Below are 17291 nucleotides of genomic sequence, written 5' to 3' on the forward strand. Positions count from 1 at the left end.
CTCTCCCAGGGGGAGAGGGGACTGACCGAGATGTTCTTTCGAGCTACGCCGACCTGAAAAATCGAGTCGAACTCAGGTTTTGAAAAGCTCAAAGATCGGCTCCCTTTCCCCCTCGCCCCCCTTGGGGGGAGAGGGCTGGGGTGAGGGGGGAATCTCACTGACACACCCAAAAAACCGAAACTATCACTATCCCTGCGTATCACGCCGCACTCGACGCCAACGCCTCCAACGGCGAATACATCCAGCGCATCAACGAATGCCGCCCGCTGATGCCCAACTTGATCGCCGCCCGTTTCAGATAACTCTCCACAGTATTGACCTTCAATGCCAACTGCTCGGCCAGTTCCGGCGCCGTGCGCCCGGCGAGCAGGCCGACACACACTTCGGTTTCGCGGTTCGACAGGCTCAGGCCCAGTTGCACCAGGCGTTCATCGAAGCGCAGGCGCAAGGTTTCCAGCCCGGTGCCTTCGGCGGCCTCGGCTGGCGTCTCTGGCTCAAGGTTGAGCGGCTGCAAGGCGTTGATGTGTTTTTCCACCATTGGCAGTAGCACTGGGGAGATGTCCTGCAACAGGCTGCGCTCCTGCGCGGAAAAGCGCTGCGACTCGCCGTTGCGGTACACCGAAATCACGTAGCGGTAGCCATCCTTGCGCCGGGTCAGGTGCAGTTGCGAGGCGTCCGCGCTGTTCGCGGCTGGCGGGCTTTGTAACGGATGGGCGGCAGCAATGTTGTGTTCGGAAAACACCGTTTCGGCGAGCAGGGTGGGTTCTTTCATCGGCTCGGGCTCACTGCGGCCCGAGCTGCGGCTGGCCGGTTCGACACGCATCTGCCGGATGTGCGTGGCGTCCACCGCCAGTTGCGTCAGGATCAGATCATGCAGCATGCGCGGAAAATGCCGGCTGCCGGTGCTGGCAATGACCTTGCCGATGTGCGGGAACAAGTGTGAATTCATATGCGTGTCATCCCTGAGAGGCGTTAATTCAAAAACGTCTGCAGCACTGTCGACGATCTCCTTGGTCGACGAAATACCGCAGACTTGGATCCTATCCTAGTACAACGTTTGAGCGACGGTTTAATGAAGGTGTTATTAGCTCATAACCGCGATGTCGGGTTGTTTGCCCTGTGAGCACCAGCGATTACGGCCCTGTTGCTTGGCTTGATACAGGCAGGTATCGGCTGCTTTCAACAGGATCGCCGGGGTTACCGTGTCATCGACCGGGTGCCGTGTGGTAATTCCGGCGCTGGCGGTGACATAGCCCAATGGATGTCCGGCGTGCTCCAGTTGCAGCGTACGGATGGCTTGCAGAATATCTTCGGCGACCTGAATGGCGCCGGCATTGTCGGTATTGGGCAGCAGCACGGTGAATTCTTCGCCGCCGTAGCGTACCGCGAGGTCACTCGGTCGTTTGACCGCTTGCTGAATCGCCTGCCCGACGGCGCTCAGGCAATCATCGCCCGCCGCATGGCCATACTGGTCGTTGTAGCGTTTGAAGTGGTCGACATCGAGCATGATCAATGACAGCGCCGAACCCTGTCGCCGCGCCAGGCGAATTTCGTCCACCAGCGCATTGTCCAGGCGTCGGCGGTTGCCCAGCCCGGTGAGGCTGTCGGTCAGCGCCATGTCACGCATGGTCTGGTGTGCATAGCGAATTTCCCGCTCCATGGCCATGCGCTGGCGCAACTGGTGCAGCACGACCAGGCCGAAACCGCTGAGCACCAAAATCAGAAACACCAGCACGAAGCCGTTTTTCAGCAAATCCTGCTGCCACGGTTCGATGATCGAGTCCCGTGAAAGCCCGGCCTCGACCACCAGCGGATAGGTGGTGAGCGCACGGTAGCCGTACAGTCGCTCAGTGTCATCGACCACCGCGCGTACTTGCGCAATGCCAGCGTTGGCGTTGGGCAGGTAGACCTTGAAGATCTCGCTGTTAGCCAGGCTTTTGCCGATCACCGACGCGATGAACGGCCGGCGCACGAGGATGGTGCCGTCGCGTCTGGCCAGCACCAGTGCGCCTTTGTCATCAATTCTGAAGTCACCGTAGTAGTCGACAAAGTAGCTGACCTTGACCGTGCCCAGCAGCACTCCGGCGAACGAGCCATCGGGATTGTTCAGGCGGCGGGAGACGGGAATGATCAGGTCATGGGTCGAGCGGCTTTCGACCACATCACCGATGCGCACTTGCCGATCATCATGGCTGCGGTGGTATTGAAAATAATCGCGATCGGCGTTGTTGGCGGTCTCGGGCGTGACCTCCTTGTCGGTGACAATCCACTGCCCATCCGCGCCGTAGATGAACAAGCCATGCAGCTGCGGCATGATTTTCGATTGCTGCACCAGCAGTTTGTGAATCCGCGGCACGTCGAGGTTCTGCAGGCCATCGCCTTCGATCCGCTCGCTCAGGGCGGCGGTCAGCACATCCATTTGCCGAATGGTGTCCTCGGCATGCTGCGCGGTGGCGCGGGCCAGGTTGGTTACCGAATCGCGCGCGGAGGTGAACGCGGCGCGATAGTCGCGCCAGGTGCGCCAGCTCTCTACCGTCAGAAAGGCCAATACCACCACCAGCATAAAACTGACCGTAAGGCGGAACGTCGAGCCAGCGCGCACGGCGTTACGGGCAGAAGCGGCTCTGCTTGAGTCTTCGGTGTTCGGCTCTGGCGGACGGCGTCCGAGCATGAACCTCTCCTTTTTCATACGTAATGCATCGCAACAGTATGACAAGGATCGCCAGAAAGTTCGGCGCGGAGCGTGTTTTATTGCCTGATTGTCCTGTTCGAGTTGACGGTGAAACGCCTTTCAGCCGATTTATCCCGTCTCCGTGCGTCATTAATCTGTACCCAACTTGAACGCAACAACAACTTCTAAAACTCAAAAGGGAAGCAGACCATGACCACTCCAACCTACAACCGCCTCAACAAAGACGACGCCATCGTGCTGCTGGTCGACCACCAGACCGGCCTGATTTCGCTGGTGCAGGACTTCTCGCCGAACGAGTTCAAGAACAACGTCCTGGCCCTCGCCGATCTGGCCAAGTTCTTCGAACTGCCGACCATCCTCACCACCAGTTTCGAACAAGGCCCGAACGGCCCGCTGGTACCCGAGCTGAAAGAGATGTTCCCGGACGCGCCGTACATTGCTCGCCCAGGTCAGATCAACGCGTGGGACAACGAAGACTTCGTCAAGGCGATCAAGGCCACCGGCCGCAAGCAGATCATCATTGCCGGTGTAGTGACCGATGTGTGCGTAGCGTTCCCGACCTTGTCGGCGCTGGCAGAAGGGTTTGAGGTGTTTGTGGTGACTGATGCGTCCGGCACCTTCAACACCACCGTGCAGCAAGCGGCGTGGAATCGCATGACTCAGGCCGGCGCACAGATGATGAACTGGTTCTCGGTGGCGTGTGAGCTGCACCGCGACTGGCGCAACGACATTGAAGGCTTGGGTAATCTGCTGTCGCAGCGCATCCCCAACTACCGCAACCTGATGAACAGCTACTCGGCGCTCACCGCTCAGCAGAAGTAAGCGAACGCGACCTGACAAAAGCCTGCCCTCAAAGCAGGCTTTTGTCGTGTCTGTGCTTTAAAGCGCTGGCAGCGTTGCGATGGCGTTACTTCAGGTTATGGCTGAAGAACGTGGTCAATTTGGCGAAGGGAATCAGGTTGACCCGGTCGTACAAGTCGACATGGCCGGCGCCTGGAATGATCAGCAGCTCTTTGGGTTCGGCCGCGCGCTGGTACGCGTCTTCACTGAACTCGCGGGAGTGCGCCTGAGCGCCGGCAATGAACAGCAGCGGGCGCGGGGAGATGCTCTCGATGTCGTTGAAAGGGTAGAAGTTCATGAACTTCACATTGCTGACCAGCGTCGGCATGGTGGTGGTCTGCGGCGAAGCACCGGTCGGGGTGACCTGGCCACGCGGGGTGCGGTAGAAATCGTAGAACTCGTCACCCACGGCGTTGCCGGTGAGTTTGAGCGGTGTGCCGCCGGTGTAGCGGATCGGACCGCCCCAGGACTGCGCGTTACGCTGCTGCGCTGCCTGTTCAATGATGGATTGGCGTTGCTCTGGCGTGAGCGAATGCTTGAGGCCGTTACGGTTGGCAGCACCCATGTCGTACATGCTGACGGTGGCAATCGCCTTCAAACGTGGGTCGATCTTGGCGGCACTGATGGCGAAGCTGCCGCTGCCGCAAATACCGATGACGCCGATACGCTCGCGATCGACCAGTGGGCGAGTGCCGAGAAAGTCCACCGCCGCGCTGAAGTCTTCGGCATAAATGTCCGGTGCAACCGACTGGCGTGGCAGGCCCTCGCTTTCGCCCCAGAAGGACAAGTCGAACGACAGCGTGACGAAGCCTTGTTCGGCCATTTTGGTCGCGTAAAGATTGGCGCTTTGCTCTTTCACCGCGCCCATCGGGTGGCCGACGATGATCGCGGCATTTTTTGACTGCGGGTCAAGGTTCTTCAGGCTGAACAGATTGCCTGCGACCTTCATCCCGTACTGGTTCTTGAAGGTGACCTTTTCCACGGTCACTTTATCGCTGGTGTAGAAGTTGTCTGCGCCGTTCGACATATCGGCTCCCATGGCTGAAAAAGTACTGAAGAGCAGCCCGAAGGCCAAGCAAAAACCTTTCACTGGAATGTCCTTGCGATTGAGGGTTTATTCGTCTGAGCCTGTGCACGAACATTCTCTCGATCAGTTCCTCGGTGCCGAAGTGCATTCCTCTGGATTGCTTGCCTGATCCACTGAATCTGGATTTTCAACGCCGCGCAGACACGAGATGGCGGCAATGAGAGGGCAGGGATGGGATATGGATTACGCAGAGGATTCAGTGCTGGCCTCGACCAATCCGCTTTCAGCCTGACGACCGCTGCGCTGGGTTTCCGGAACCCCGATCCCGAGCAGGACAACCGCCACCGCCGCAATCGCGGCCAAGGTCAAAAAGGCTGCGCTGTAACCGGCCTCCTGCACAACGAATCCGGCGAGGCCGTTGCTCAACGCCGCGCCCAGCCCGAAGGCAGTCGTCAGTGCGCCGAGGCTGATGTTGAAGTGCCCTGTGCCCTGCGTGAGGTCTTTGACCATGATCGGAAACAAGGCGCCGAACAGGCCTGCGCCAACACCGTCGAGCATCTGCACCGCGACCAGCCAATAGGCATCGTCCGACAGCGTATAGAGCACACCGCGCAATGGCAGGATCAGAAAACCGGCCAGCAGCAGCGGTTTGCGTCCCCACAGATCGGCTTTCGCCCCGACCAGTAACGCCGCAGGCACCATCACCAACTGCGCCGCGACGATGCAGGCGGAGGTCAGCGGCGTGGCCATCTGCAAATTGGTTTGCGCGAGTTTTTGGCTCACCAGCGGCAACATCGCCGCGTTGGCGAGGTGGAACAGCGCACAGCAAATGGCGAACAGCAACAGCGAGCGGTTGCCCAGCAGCACCGACAAACCGGAAGGCTGGCGATGACCAGCGTCGGCCGGGTCCAGTCCACGTGCCTGATCATGGTCGATCGCTTCTGGCGACACGCAGGCAATGGCGATGACACTGGCCAGGGCCATGGCCGCCATCAGATAGAACACCGCCACCGGGCCGAACAGATACGCGAATACCCCGGCCAGCAGGGCGGCGCAGGCATTGCCGGCATGATTGAAGGTTTCGTTGCGCCCGGTTCGGCGGGTAAATGCCCGTGGTCCGGTCATGCCCAGGGTAATTGCGCAAATGGCCGGGGCGAATATTGAAGCGGCCATCGCACTCAGGGTTTGCGTCAACGCCACCCACGTGAACGACGTCACGAACGGCAGCAGCAGGCAACTGCCGGTCACCAGCAGCGCGGCGATTGCAATCAACGCACGTTTGCGCCGGCTGTTGTCGACCCAGGCGCCGGCGGGTGTCTGGGTGATCAGCGCGGCGACCCCGGCGATGGTCATCACCAGACCAATGCTGGCGGGCTCCCAGTGATGTACCGCCAATAAGTAAATGGCGAGATAGGGGCCAAGACCGTCGCGCACGTCGGCGAGGAAAAAGTTGAGGCTGTCCAGTGACAGGTTGTTGCGGCGATCGAGGTCAGCGGCCACAGGCAGTGTCTTCAATAGTCGAGGTCTGCGGATGGATTCAACCTCAGCAATCCTAATGACCTGCGCCCGTGAATATAAGTTGCAAGCCCCAGTCGTGTCGTTGCGAAACAACGCCAAGTGGCTGAAAACGACGTTCCGTCACGCGGTTGCTGCGCGTTCAACGCGCTACTTGTATCCTTGCGCCGGTCGAGGACATACGACCGCTGTTATTGCCTTGAATCAGTAACGGCCGGAACGGGAAACCGGACTTTCCATAAGGTGCTTTCGTGAAGCGTGATACCCACCTCGTCATTCTCTTGCTGCTGGTCATCGGCTGCTCCCTCGCGTCGCTGACCATCTGGAAAGTGCTGTCCTCGCGCGATCGCGCGCTGGAGGAAGTCAACGTGCACGGGTTGAACCTGACCCAGGCACTCGAGACCTATTCCGAAGGCATTGTCCGGCAAAGTTCGCTGCTGCTACTCGGGCTGGTCGAGCGCCTGGAAACCGAAGGCAGCGGTCCCGCACAGATCCAGCGCTTGGGTGCGCTGATCAACCGCCAGCAGCCGTTGATGCCACAAATGAGCGGGATCACCATCTATGACCGTCAGGGCCATTGGCTGATGTCGTCGAACCGACCGATCCCGGCGGGAGCCAACAGCAGTGATCGGGCCTACTTCATTCATCATCGCGACGACCCGAGCCGCGAACCCTTTATCGGGCCACCCATCCGTAGCCGCTCCAATCAGGAGTGGGTGATCACCGTCAGCCGCCGTTTCAATGATGATCACGGCGAGTTTGCCGGGGTCGTCGCCGTGACCCTGGGCGTGGAAAACTTTCTGCGTCTGTTCGGCAAACTCGACATCGGCCAGGAGGGGGCCATCGGCTTGTCGTATACCGACGGCACGTTGCTGGTGCGCTACCCCTTCCGCGAGCAGGACATGGGCCGCAACTTTTCCAAGTCGCCGATCTACGCCAAGTACCTGGTCGATCAATCGGTCGGCACCGCGTCTTATACCTCCAGCCTGGATGGCGTCGAACGCCTCTACGCCTTCCGTAAAAGCGAGAAATTGCCGCTGATCACCACGGTCGCCATCGGCAAGCGTGAAGCGCTCACGGCTTGGCGAACCGAGGCGCTGCTGTCGGCTGTGGTGGTGGCGGGGCTGTTGGGACTCACCGGTCTGATCGGCTGGTGCTTGATCCTCGATATCCGGCGCCGGACCCAGGTTGAAGGCGAACTGCGCATCGCTCAACAGCAGCTGCTCGGCTCGAACCGACAGTTGGAACTGTTGGCGATGAAGGATGCGCTGACCGGGCTGGCGAATCGGCGCTGCTTTGATCAGACCCTGGCTTCAGAGGCGCGGCGGGCACAGCGCGCTGGATCGTCGCTGGCCTTGCTGATGATCGATATCGACTATTTCAAACGGTTCAATGATGCGCTTGGGCACGTTGCCGGTGACGCCTGTCTGCAGGCTGTCGCTAATGTGCTGGATGCGTGTGTGCGGCGGCCGTCGGATCTGGTGGCGCGGTATGGTGGCGAAGAGTTCGCCGTGATCATGCCCGACACGGACATTGGCGGCGCTGCGGTGGTGGCGCAATTGATTATTGAGCGCTTGCAGCAGGAAAACATTGCCCACCCCACCAGTCCCGTGACCCGCGTGAGCCTGAGCATCGGCATCGCCGCTGCACGAGGTACGCACCTGGACCCGGTGCACGGTCTGATCGAGTGCGCCGATCAGGCGCTGTATCAAGCGAAAACGGCAGGGCGCAACAGGTTCATGAAGTCCCCTGCGCACCCCTCATTCGACGTCGATGGACAGCAAACCATTGACTCGTGAAACCAGTGTGTCGACGGCAAACGGTTTGGTCAGCACCTGCATGCCCGGGCCGAGCTGACCGTTGCCGAGCACCGAGTTTTCCGCGTACCCGGTAATGAACAAGGTCTTCAGCTTCGGCCTGATTTGCCTGCCCGCATCGGCCATCTGCCGGCCGTTCATGCCACCCGGCAAGCCGACATCGGTGATGAGCAAATCGATGTGCGCGCTGGAACGCAGTACTTCCAGTCCTTCAACGCTGTCGGCCGCTTCGAGCAGGTTGTAGCCGAGATCGTTGAGCACGTCCTTGAGCAGCGTGCGAACGGTGGGTTCGTCGTCGACAATCAGGATGGTCTCGCCGGGCTTGGCCTGCAGGGTTGCCGAGCTTTGTGTGTCGTCGTGATTGCGCTGCGTTTCGCCGAGATAGCGCGGCAGGTAAACGCACATGGTGGTGCCTTGGCCCACAGTCGATTGCACTCGCACCTGCCCGCCGGATTGTTTGGTAAAACCGTAAATCATCGACAGCCCAAGGCCCGTGCCCTGGCCCAACGGCTTGGTGGTGAAAAACGGGTCGAAGGCCTTGGCGATCACTTCCGCACTCATACCGGTACCGGTGTCCGCAACCGACAGGCACAGGTATTGCCCTTCGGGCATTTCCCGTACGCGCGCCGATTCAGCATCCAGGGTTCGATTGGCGGTTTCGACGGTGATGCTGCCGCCATCGGGCATCGCATCGCGGGCGTTGATGCACAGGTTGAGCAGGGCGTTTTCCAGTTGACTGGCATCGACCAGCGCCGGCCACAGATCGGCGGCGACGACCGTCTTCAGGCGAATGCTCGGGCCGACGGTGCGCTGGATCAGTTCGCTCATGCCGGCAATCAGCGCGTTGACCTCGGTTGGCCGTGGATCGAGGGTCTGTCGCCGGGAGAAGGCCAGCAGGCGATGGGTCAGGGCGGTGGCGCGTTTGGCGGCGTCCTGAGCGATCAGCATGTATTTGTCGATGTCGTTCAGGCGGCCTTGGCCGATGCGTTTTTCCATCAGCTCAAGGGAGGCGCAAATGCCGGCCAACAGGTTGTTGAAGTCATGGGCCAGGCCGCCGGTGAGTTGCCCGACCGCTTCCATTTTCTGCGATTGGCGCAGCTTCTCTTCGGCCTGCATCAGTTCTGCGGTTCGCGCCGAGACCCGTTGTTCCAGTGTGTCGTTGAGCGCCTTTAACGCGGCGGTGACCCGGTCGCGCTCGGCTTCGACATTGCGCCGGTCTTCGACATCGATGAGCACCCCGGGAAAGCGTACAGGTGTGCCGTCTTCAGCACATTCGACGCGTCCGTTCGCCTCAATCCAGGTGTATTGGCCATCCGCGCCGCGCACTCGGTATTGGTGCGAATAGGCACCTCCACGGGCAATGACTTCGTTGATTGCGGTTGTAAGTCCGGCCCTGTCGTCGGGATGCACGGTCATCACCACTTGCTCCAGGCTCAGGCCGTCGAGGCCCCAGGTCGGATCGAGGTCGAAAACCCGGGCAAAGGCTTCATCGACGCTGAAGCGATCGCTGGGCAAGTGCCAGTGCCAAGTGCCGATAATGGCGCCGGCGGCCAGCGCGAGCTGGACACGTTCGACGTTTTCCCGGGCGACCGCTTCGCTGATGCGCAAACGCTCTTGCGCGTCGCGGCGTTCGGTGACATCGCTGAAGAAGATCGCAATCTGCCGATCGGCCGGGTCGCCGACACGCACAGCGCGCACATCGAACCAACGTTCGAAGGTATTGGCGTAGTTCTCGAAGTTGGCCGGCTCGCCGGTCTTGGCCACATGGCCGTAGGTCTCGAACCAGAATTTTTCCAGGTTGGGTGCAAACTCGGTGACCCACTTGCCCCGCAGATTGACCCCGGCCTGACGCTCGAACGCCGGGTTGGCCTCGACAAAGAAATAGTCGATGGGTTGGTCGTCGGCATCGAATTTGACTTTGACGATGGCGAAAGCCGCTTCGATGGTTTCCAGAATGGTGCTGAAACGCTCTTCACTCTGGCGCAGTGCAGTCTCGGCGCTGCGCGAGCGGGTCAGGTCGAGCATCGCACCGATCATGCGTTCGGCTTTGCCATCGGCATTGCGGATCAGATGTCCGCGATCAAGCACTTCGGCGTATGAACCATCGTGGCAGAGGAAGCGGTACTCAGCGCTCCAGGTTGTGCCAGAGCCGTCAATCGCTGAGCGAATCGAAGTTGTCACGCGCGAGCGATCCTGTGTGTGAATCTGCGCAAAACGCCAGTCACACGTCGGTTCTATGGCCGTTGATGCGTAGCCATAGGCGTGTTGCAGCGAGTCGTTCCAGATGACCTGGTTGGTTTGCAGATCCCAATCCCAGACGGCGTCGCACGTCGCCTTGACGGCCAGACGCAGGCGCGTGACTTCGGACTCAAGCTCCTCGCGAGTAAGCTGTTTCAGGATGTTCACCCTTCATGCGTTGATGGTTGGCTTGCGTTCGATTGGCGTGTTTCCAGCCATCGGGTTCGCAGCTTTGTGAGCCATTGACCCAGAGCCTTATGGTTAAGTTGCACGCTGGACAACGGCCCAGGTGTATTCATAACGATTCGCCGCTATCCAGTCTGTCGAGCAGCCTCTGCCCGCGTTGCCACAGTGCCTGCTGTTTTTCCTGCGGCATGCGATCGAGGTTTTTGTACATCATGCCCATGCGCTGATTGCCGCGCAGAAGGTCACCGTGGCGCATCAGAAAATGCCAGTACAAGGCGTTGAACGGGCAAGCGTTGTCAGCCGTGGTTTCGCGCACCGAGTACGCACAGTCGCGACAGTAGTCGGACATCCGGTTGATGTACTGGCCGCTGGCGCAATAAGGCTTTGAACCGAGGTAACCGCCGTCGGCGTGCATGACCATGCCGAGGGTATTGGGCAGCTCGACCCAGTCGAAAGCGTCCATATAAATGGCCAGATACCACTCACAGATCTGGCTTGGCGCGATGCCGGCGAGCAGGGCGAAATTGCCGGTCACCATCAGGCGCTGGATGTGATGGGCGTAGGCGTGTTTGAGGCTTTGGCCGATAGCCTGGCGCATGCAGTTCATTTGCGTGTCACCGGTCCAGTAAAACTCAGGCAGGCGCCGCGTGTTACCGAAGGCATTGCCCTCGGCGTACTCCGGCATGTGCAGCCAGTAAACGCCACGAACGTATTCACGCCAGCCGATCAGTTGACGAATGAAACCTTCCGCGGCATTCAGGGCAATGTTGCCTGACCAATAGGCCGACTCCACGTCACTGCAGAGTTGACGCAGATCGAGCAAACCAATGTTCAACGCCGCGCTGATACGCGCATGGAACAGAAACGGTTCGTCGCTGGCCATGGCGTCCTGATAATCGCCGAACCCCGCCAGGGCGTAATCGAGAAACCATGCCCAGAGCGCCTGGGCATCGGCGTGAGTTACCGGATAGTTGAAATCATCCAGACTGCCGTAGTGGCTGGCGAAGCGTTTTTTGACCAGTGCGAGGACTTCATCGGTGATTGCATCGTTGGCAAAACCAGCCGGGTAGGGCGCCTTGACGGATTTGGGCAGGGCTTTGCGATTGTCTGCGTCAAAGTTCCACGCGCCGCCGACGGGCGTGCCATCGCCGTTGAGCAGGAGACGACTTTTGCGGCGCATCTCGCGGTAGAAGAACTCCATGCGCAGCTGCTTTTTGCCAGCGGCCCACGCGCGGAATTCGTCGCGGCTGCACAGGAAGCGGGTGTCGGCGTGCCAGTGGATGGGTAAACCACAATCTTTCAGCGATTGCTCCAGACGCCAGTCGCCGCATTCGGTCATGTGCACTTCGCTCGCCTGTAGCAGCGCCTGCCAGCGCTTTAATTCGTCGGGCACCGAACCGCTGTTTTGCGGATCGTCGAGGGTCACGTAATGCACAGGGATGCCCTGGTCTTTCAGTGCCTGAGCGAAGTGACGCATGGCGCTGAAGATCAAAGCGATTTTTTGCGGATGATGAGCAACGTGGCTGGCTTCTTCCATGACCTCGACCAGCAGCACACGATCATGTTCGCGATCCAGACCTGCCAATGAAGCCAGATCAAACGATAACTGGTCGCCCAGAACGAGGCACAGCCGATGGGTTTTGTTCATTTCACGGATTCAGCGTTAAGAGCGGCAGGCTGCCGAGTGGACGTTTAAGTGCTAAGTCCAGATAGTTGTACAGATTGTAGTCTGTGTATAGGTTTTTGTGCGGTGAATATTCACATCCCCTCTGTGGGAGCGAGCCTGCTCGCGAAGGCGTCGTCGCATTCAACATTGTGAGTGACTGACACGCCGCTTTCGCAAGCAGGCTCGCTCCCACAAGGGCTTGCACTCCGACTCGGATAAACGCTCCCGATATTTCGGGAGCGTTTATTTTGTCTTGAATGGCTTAGCCGGGAAAAACGGGGTAATCCGTATAGCCTTCGGCGGTGCCGCCATACACCGTCGCCGGGTTCAACGCATTCAACGGCCATTCATTGGCAATCCGCGCCGGCAGATCGGGATTGGCCATGAACGGGCGACCGAAAGCGACGAAGTCGGCCAGTCCGGATTCAAGCAGTCGCGCACCGGATGCTGCGGTGTAGCGCCCGGCATAAATGATCGCGCCGCTGAAGGTGTCGCGCACCGCCTGACGAAACGTGAGGGGCATCGCCGGGGCGTTGTCCCAGTCGGCTTCGGCAATCGACAGATAGGCGATGCCCACGTCCTGCAGCACTTTGATCGCTTCAATGTAAGTGGTATGCGGATCTTCCTCGACCATGCCCAGGTAAGTACGCGCTTCATCGGTGGTGGTGAACAGCGGGGCGAAACGTACGCCGACTTTTTCCTTGCCGATGCACTCGGCGACGCCGGCGACCACTTCCTTGAGAAAGCGCAGGCGGTTGTGCAGCGAGCCGCCGTACTGATCGTCGCGCAGATTGCTGTGGGCGGAGATGAACTGGTTCACCAGATAGCCGTTGGCGCAGTGCAATTCGATGCCGTCGAAACCGGCGTCCATGGCGTTGCGTGCCGCCTGGATGTACAGCTGAACCAGCTCCTGCACTTCATCGGTGCTAAGCGCGCGAGGTGCCGACGGCGGGACCAGTTCACCGACGCCGGGCGCAGTTTCGATAAATACGCTGACCCGGTCGGTGGCCACGGCAGAGGCGGAAACCGGCGCCGCGCCTTCTGGTTGCAGCGCGGTATGCGAGACGCGGCCAACGTGCCACAACTGGGCGAAGATCACCCCGTCTACGGCATGCACTGCCTCGGTGACTTTGCGCCATCCGGCGATTTGCTCAGGCGTATGAATGCCCGGCGTCCACGCATAACCCTGGCCACGGGGTTCGATCTGCGTGCCTTCGGTGACCAGCAAACCTGCGCCGGCGCGCTGTTGGTAATACTCGGCCATCAGTTCATTGGCGACGTTGCCCGGCTGGGTGCTGCGCTGGCGGGTGAGGGGTGGCAGGACGATACGGTTTTTCAGGGTGTGATGGCCGAGAGTGGCGGGGGTGAAGAAACGGCTGTTGTTCATGTGTGACCTTTTTGCGATTTATTAGACCAGTCGTCTATTAATTGGGTGAAAAAATAACGCCGGGCAAGACACACCCGGCGTTAGGAGGTTGGACGCGAGGTTTTAGCCCAGCATCTCCAGCAGTTTTTTCGCGACGGCGGCGGAGCTGGCCGGATTCTGGCCAGTGACCAGTTGCCCGTCGGCGACCACATGCACCTGCCAGTCAGCGACTTTCGAGTAATGGCCGCCGAGACGCTGGAACTCGTCTTCGATCAGGAACGGCACCACGTCCGTCAGGCCAACGGCCTCTTCTTCAGAGTTGGTGAAACCAGTGACTTGGCGATGCTGGACCAGCGGTTTGCCGTCAGCGGTGAGGACATGACGCAACACACCCGGTGCATGGCAGACAAAACCGTGGGGTTTGTTGGCGCGGTCAAACGCTTCGATCAACGCGATCGATTGCTTGTCTTCGGCCAGGTCCCACAGGGGGCCGTGGCCGCCCGGGTAGAACACGGCATCAAAGCCATCAGCGCTGACGTCTGCCAAGCGCCCGGTATTGGCCAGTGCCTGTTGCGCGGCGGAGTCTTTGCGGAAGCGATCAGTCTCGGCAGTCTGCGCATCAGGCTCATCGCTTTTCGGGTCCAGCGGCGGCTGGCCACCGGCCGGCGAGACCAGGGTGACGTCGGCGCCGGCGTCCTTGAAGGCGTAGTAGGGCGCGGCGAATTCTTCCAGCCAGAAACCGGTTTTCTTGCCGGTGTCGCCGAGTTGATCGTGGGAAGTCAAAACCATCAGGATTTTCATAGAGCACCTTGAGTCGATCAGATGTCTTCGAGTGAGCGAAGGATTCGCACATCGGCCACACCGGTCAGAAAACGTTTGTCGGGGCGCAGCATAGATTCCAATTAGACCAGTCGTCTAGTAATTTTTTATTCGCAGGTTTTTCATCGACAGGTATGGCAAACTTCCGTTCCTCCGAAAATACGACTGGTCTATTGCCTGGTAATTCGCGCCTCATGAAACCGACCTACGACGACACCCGCCAACACTTGCTCGACACCGGCCACCGGATGATGGCCGAGAAGGGCTTCACCAGTGTCGGCCTCAACGAAATCCTGCAAACCGCCGGTGTGCCCAAGGGTTCGTTCTATCACTATTTCAAATCCAAAGAGTTGTACGGCCAGGCACTGCTCGCGGATTACTTCGTCGACTACCTCGCCGATATGGAACGGCGCCTGACGCTGCCAGGCCTGAGCGCCTACGAGCGGCTGATGGATTACTGGCAGGGCTGGCAGAACCGCTGCACCCTCGAAGGGCACGGCGATGAGTGTTTGGTGGTGAAACTCAGTGCCGAGGTTGCGGACTTGTCGGAGTCGATGCGTCTCACCTTGCGCGATGGCGCCGAGCAAGTGGTGGCGCGCATTGCGCTTTGCATCGAACAGGGTCAGGCCGAAAACAGCCTGCCGAAGGGCGATGCCCGACACTTAGCGGAAACCCTTTATCAGCTGTGGCTGGGCGCCAGTCTGCTGAACAAATTGCAGCGTACCGGCCAATCCCTGGACACCTCGATGGCGATGACGAAACAGCTTTTGCACGTTTGACCAAGATTTTTGGGCGACCCAATGGATGACCTGTCTGCCGGCACTCGGTCGGCCAAATATACGAATGGGAATAAGTTTCAATAACGGAGCGCTTGGTATACCATCCGCGGCGCTTTGCTGGCGGTTTTACCCTTCGTTCTGGCCTATTCACAAGGTTTTCATTTCATGCGTCGTACTCTGCTTTCAATTTGCGTGCTGCAGGCGTTGTCTTCTTCCTCATGGGCCGAACAGGCCGATTCAACATCCTCAGCGCTAGAGCTGGAGGCAACCGACGTGGTCGGTACGGCAGATTACGAACGGGCCGACGGACCGGTGCAGGGTTATCGCGCCACACGTTCTGCCAGTGCCACCCGTACCGACACCTCAATCCATGAAACCCCGCAATCGATCAGCGTAGTGACCAAGGATGCGGTAGAAGACCTCGGCGCCACGCGTTTGCAAGACGCACTCGACTACGCCGGGGGCGTGGGCCGCGCGAACAATTTTGGCGGGCAGGGCCTGACCACTTTCACCTTGCGCGGTTTCACCACCGGCGAGTTCTACCGCAACGGTTTCCCGATCAATCGCGGCTACCCGAACATGCCCGACGCCAACACCATCGAGCGTCTGGAAGTGCTGCGCGGGCCGGCGACGATGCTGTATGGCCGTGGCGATCCCGGCGGCACCTTCAACGTTGTTTCCAAGCAGCCGTTGGCCGAGCGCACGGTCACGTTGGGCAGTCAGTTGAATGACCAAGGCATGAAGCGCGGCACCCTCGACGCCTCCGGTCCACTGGACGACGAGGGGCGTCTGGCCTATCGACTCAACGTGGTTGGCGAGGGCGGCGATACCTTCCGCGATCACGTCGAGACCGAACGCTACGGCGTGACACCGGTGCTGACCTGGCAGGCCAGCGATACCACCCGAGTGTTCTTCGAGGGTGATTTCATGCGCAACAATCATCCACTGGATCGCGGTGTGACGCGTTACGCCAAGCAGATCGGCACCGCCTCGCGCGACACGTTTTTCGGCGAAAAAGACGCCGGCAAATTGCACAACGACAACAACATGGCGCAACTGCGTTTCGAGCATCTGCTCAATGATGACTGGACGTTGGGCGGTGGCTTCCAGTGGCTCGACGGCTCGCTTGAGGGCAACGCGATCGAAGCCAACGGCATTGCCGATGACGGTCGAACCCTGGGGCGTAACTTCAACTACCGTAAACTGGAGTGGACCGATAAGGACACCCAGCTCAATCTCACCGGTCATTTCAGTACCGGCGGCTTGCAGCACACCTTGCTGACCGGCATCGAGTACGAAGATTACGACTACAAGTCGATCATTCAGCGTTCCAGCGGCGCGGTCGGCGCCTACCCGATCGACATCTTCGATCCGGTCTACGGTCAGCCGCGTCCGGCGCTGACTCGCACGCCGACTCACGACAAGGAAAACCTCAAGACCTACGCTGCATTCGTGCAGGATCAGGTGGCGTTGACCGAGCGTCTGAAGGTTCTGGCCGGGGCGCGTTTCGAGCGTTTCGAACACGACTATGAAACCTACGTGCCGGGCGGTAAAAACTGGCAGGCCAGTGATAACGCGGTGACTCCACGCCTCGGCGTGACCTACGACCTGACCGAGACGCTGGCGATCTATGCCGACATCGCGCGCTCGTTCAAGCCCAACACCGGCGCGAGCCGCGTGGGCGGAGGCTTCGCCCCGGAGAAAGGCAAGTCCTACGAAATGGGCGTCAAGTGGGAAGCGCTGGATCATCAGTTGAGCGTCGACGCGGCGATCTATCAGATCGAAAAACGCAACGTGCTGACCACCGACCCGGTGGACTCGACCTTCAGTGTGGCGGCCGGGGAAGTGCGCAGCCGTGGTTTTGACCTGAACGTCGCCGGCAACCTGACACCCGAATGGCGCGTGATCGGCGGCTACGCCTACGTGGATGCCGAAGTGACCAAGGACAATGTGATCCGTTCGGGCACGCGTCTGATGAACATTCCGCAAAACAGCTTCAGCCTGCTCAATGTTTACGAATTTCAGGACGGCGCGTTCAAAGGCCTGGGCCTGGGCACCGGACTCAAATACGTCGACGAACGCGCCGGGCAAACCGCTAATACCGCGTTCTCGATGGACAGCTACACCGTTGTCGATTTGCTCGGCTTTTATAAAGTCAACGAGAAGGTGCGGCTTAACCTTGACGTGAAAAACCTGTTTGATCGGGATTATGAAGAGGGCGCGTTCGGTAATGTCTACGCCTATCCAGGTGCGCCGAGAACGGTGCAGGTGGGGATTTCCTACACGTTGTAAGCCGCGCTCGACGCTGCAACGGCGGCCCCTCACCCCAGCCCTCTCCCGGAGGGA

12 protein-coding genes are annotated in these 17291 nt (G+C 59.7%); 4 read left to right on the forward strand and 8 right to left on the reverse strand.

Annotation, left to right across the window (positions count from 1 at the left end):
- Window positions 1-199: 199 nt before the first annotated feature.
- Together F8N44_RS29125 and F8N44_RS29130 are read right to left on the reverse strand one after the other, a co-directional pair.
- Window positions 200-949, reverse strand: coding sequence for a helix-turn-helix domain-containing protein (locus tag F8N44_RS29125; RefSeq protein WP_150652756.1), 750 nt, complete (start codon window positions 947-949; stop codon window positions 200-202).
- Window positions 950-1084: 135 nt separating this feature from the next.
- Window positions 1085-2671: a sensor domain-containing diguanylate cyclase gene (locus tag F8N44_RS29130; protein ID WP_150652757.1), complete on the reverse strand. Its 1587-nt coding sequence runs from the start codon at window positions 2669-2671 to the stop codon at window positions 1085-1087.
- 210 nt (window positions 2672-2881) lie between these two features.
- Here F8N44_RS29130 and ycaC point away from each other — a divergent pair, with 210 nt between their 5' ends.
- On the forward strand, window positions 2882-3514 hold the full coding sequence (gene ycaC, locus F8N44_RS29135; RefSeq protein WP_150652758.1) for an isochorismate family cysteine hydrolase YcaC: 633 nt from the start codon (window positions 2882-2884) through the stop codon (window positions 3512-3514).
- An 85-nt stretch (window positions 3515-3599) separates the two neighbouring features.
- Here ycaC and F8N44_RS29140 read toward each other — a convergent pair whose 3' ends face one another.
- A complete protein-coding gene (locus tag F8N44_RS29140; RefSeq protein WP_224794833.1) occupies window positions 3600-4571 on the reverse strand; it encodes an alpha/beta hydrolase in 972 nt (323 codons plus the stop codon).
- 231 nt (window positions 4572-4802) lie between these two features.
- On the reverse strand, window positions 4803-6059 hold the full coding sequence (locus F8N44_RS29145) for an MFS transporter (RefSeq protein ID WP_150652807.1): 1257 nt from the start codon (window positions 6057-6059) through the stop codon (window positions 4803-4805).
- Between the two features lie 266 nt (window positions 6060-6325).
- Between F8N44_RS29145 and F8N44_RS29150 the strand changes: the two genes are divergently transcribed.
- The gene (locus tag F8N44_RS29150; protein WP_150652760.1) at window positions 6326-7873 is read left to right on the forward strand and encodes a sensor domain-containing diguanylate cyclase; all 1548 of its coding nucleotides are present in this window, start codon (window positions 6326-6328) and stop codon (window positions 7871-7873) included.
- Here F8N44_RS29150 and F8N44_RS29155 read toward each other — a convergent pair.
- The 4 genes from F8N44_RS29155 to F8N44_RS29175 all read right to left on the reverse strand — a co-directional run bounded on the left by F8N44_RS29155 (window position 7835) and on the right by F8N44_RS29175 (window position 14148).
- Window positions 7835-10297 (reverse strand): PAS domain-containing protein, encoded by a 2463-nt coding sequence (locus F8N44_RS29155; protein WP_150652761.1) that lies wholly within the window; start codon window positions 10295-10297, stop codon window positions 7835-7837. The genes F8N44_RS29150 and F8N44_RS29155 overlap by 39 nt on opposite strands.
- A gap of 127 nt (window positions 10298-10424) precedes the next feature.
- A complete protein-coding gene (locus F8N44_RS29160; protein WP_150652762.1) occupies window positions 10425-11963 on the reverse strand; it encodes a cryptochrome/photolyase family protein in 1539 nt (512 codons plus the stop codon).
- Window positions 11964-12243: 280 nt separating this feature from the next.
- Window positions 12244-13368 (reverse strand): alkene reductase, encoded by a 1125-nt coding sequence (locus F8N44_RS29170; protein WP_150652764.1) that lies wholly within the window; start codon window positions 13366-13368, stop codon window positions 12244-12246.
- A 102-nt stretch (window positions 13369-13470) separates the two neighbouring features.
- Entirely contained in the window at window positions 13471-14148 is a 678-nt protein-coding gene (locus tag F8N44_RS29175) for a type 1 glutamine amidotransferase domain-containing protein (RefSeq protein ID WP_150652765.1), read from the reverse strand.
- A 212-nt stretch (window positions 14149-14360) separates the two neighbouring features.
- Between F8N44_RS29175 and F8N44_RS29180 the strand changes: the two genes are divergently transcribed.
- Both F8N44_RS29180 and F8N44_RS29185 read left to right on the forward strand, forming a co-directional pair.
- Entirely contained in the window at window positions 14361-14945 is a 585-nt protein-coding gene (locus F8N44_RS29180; RefSeq protein WP_150652766.1) for a TetR/AcrR family transcriptional regulator, read from the forward strand.
- A gap of 165 nt (window positions 14946-15110) precedes the next feature.
- Window positions 15111-17237: a TonB-dependent siderophore receptor gene (locus tag F8N44_RS29185; protein WP_150652767.1), complete on the forward strand. Its 2127-nt coding sequence runs from the start codon at window positions 15111-15113 to the stop codon at window positions 17235-17237.
- Window positions 17238-17291: the final 54 nt, after the last annotated feature.

This window comes from Pseudomonas fluorescens (assembly GCF_902497745.1).
Classification (GTDB): domain Bacteria; phylum Pseudomonadota; class Gammaproteobacteria; order Pseudomonadales; family Pseudomonadaceae; genus Aquipseudomonas; species Aquipseudomonas fluorescens_BM.

Excerpts from the sequence above, each read along its gene's own strand:
- F8N44_RS29125 (WP_150652756.1), bottom strand. The coding sequence starts at position 949 with ATGAATTCACACTTGTTCCCGCACATCGGCAAGGTCATTGCCAGCACC.
- F8N44_RS29130 (WP_150652757.1), bottom strand. The coding sequence starts at position 2,671 with ATGCTCGGACGCCGTCCGCCAGAGCCGAACACCGAAGACTCAAGCAGA.
- ycaC (WP_150652758.1), top strand. The coding sequence starts at position 2,882 with ATGACCACTCCAACCTACAACCGCCTCAACAAAGACGACGCCATCGTG.
- F8N44_RS29140 (WP_224794833.1), bottom strand. The coding sequence starts at position 4,571 with ATGGGAGCCGATATGTCGAACGGCGCAGACAACTTCTACACCAGCGAT.
- F8N44_RS29160 (WP_150652762.1), bottom strand. The coding sequence starts at position 11,963 with ATGAACAAAACCCATCGGCTGTGCCTCGTTCTGGGCGACCAGTTATCG.
- F8N44_RS29170 (WP_150652764.1), bottom strand. The coding sequence starts at position 13,368 with ATGAACAACAGCCGTTTCTTCACCCCCGCCACTCTCGGCCATCACACC.
- F8N44_RS29175 (WP_150652765.1), bottom strand. The coding sequence starts at position 14,148 with ATGAAAATCCTGATGGTTTTGACTTCCCACGATCAACTCGGCGACACC.
- F8N44_RS29180 (WP_150652766.1), top strand. The coding sequence starts at position 14,361 with ATGAAACCGACCTACGACGACACCCGCCAACACTTGCTCGACACCGGC.
- F8N44_RS29185 (WP_150652767.1), top strand. The coding sequence starts at position 15,111 with ATGCGTCGTACTCTGCTTTCAATTTGCGTGCTGCAGGCGTTGTCTTCT.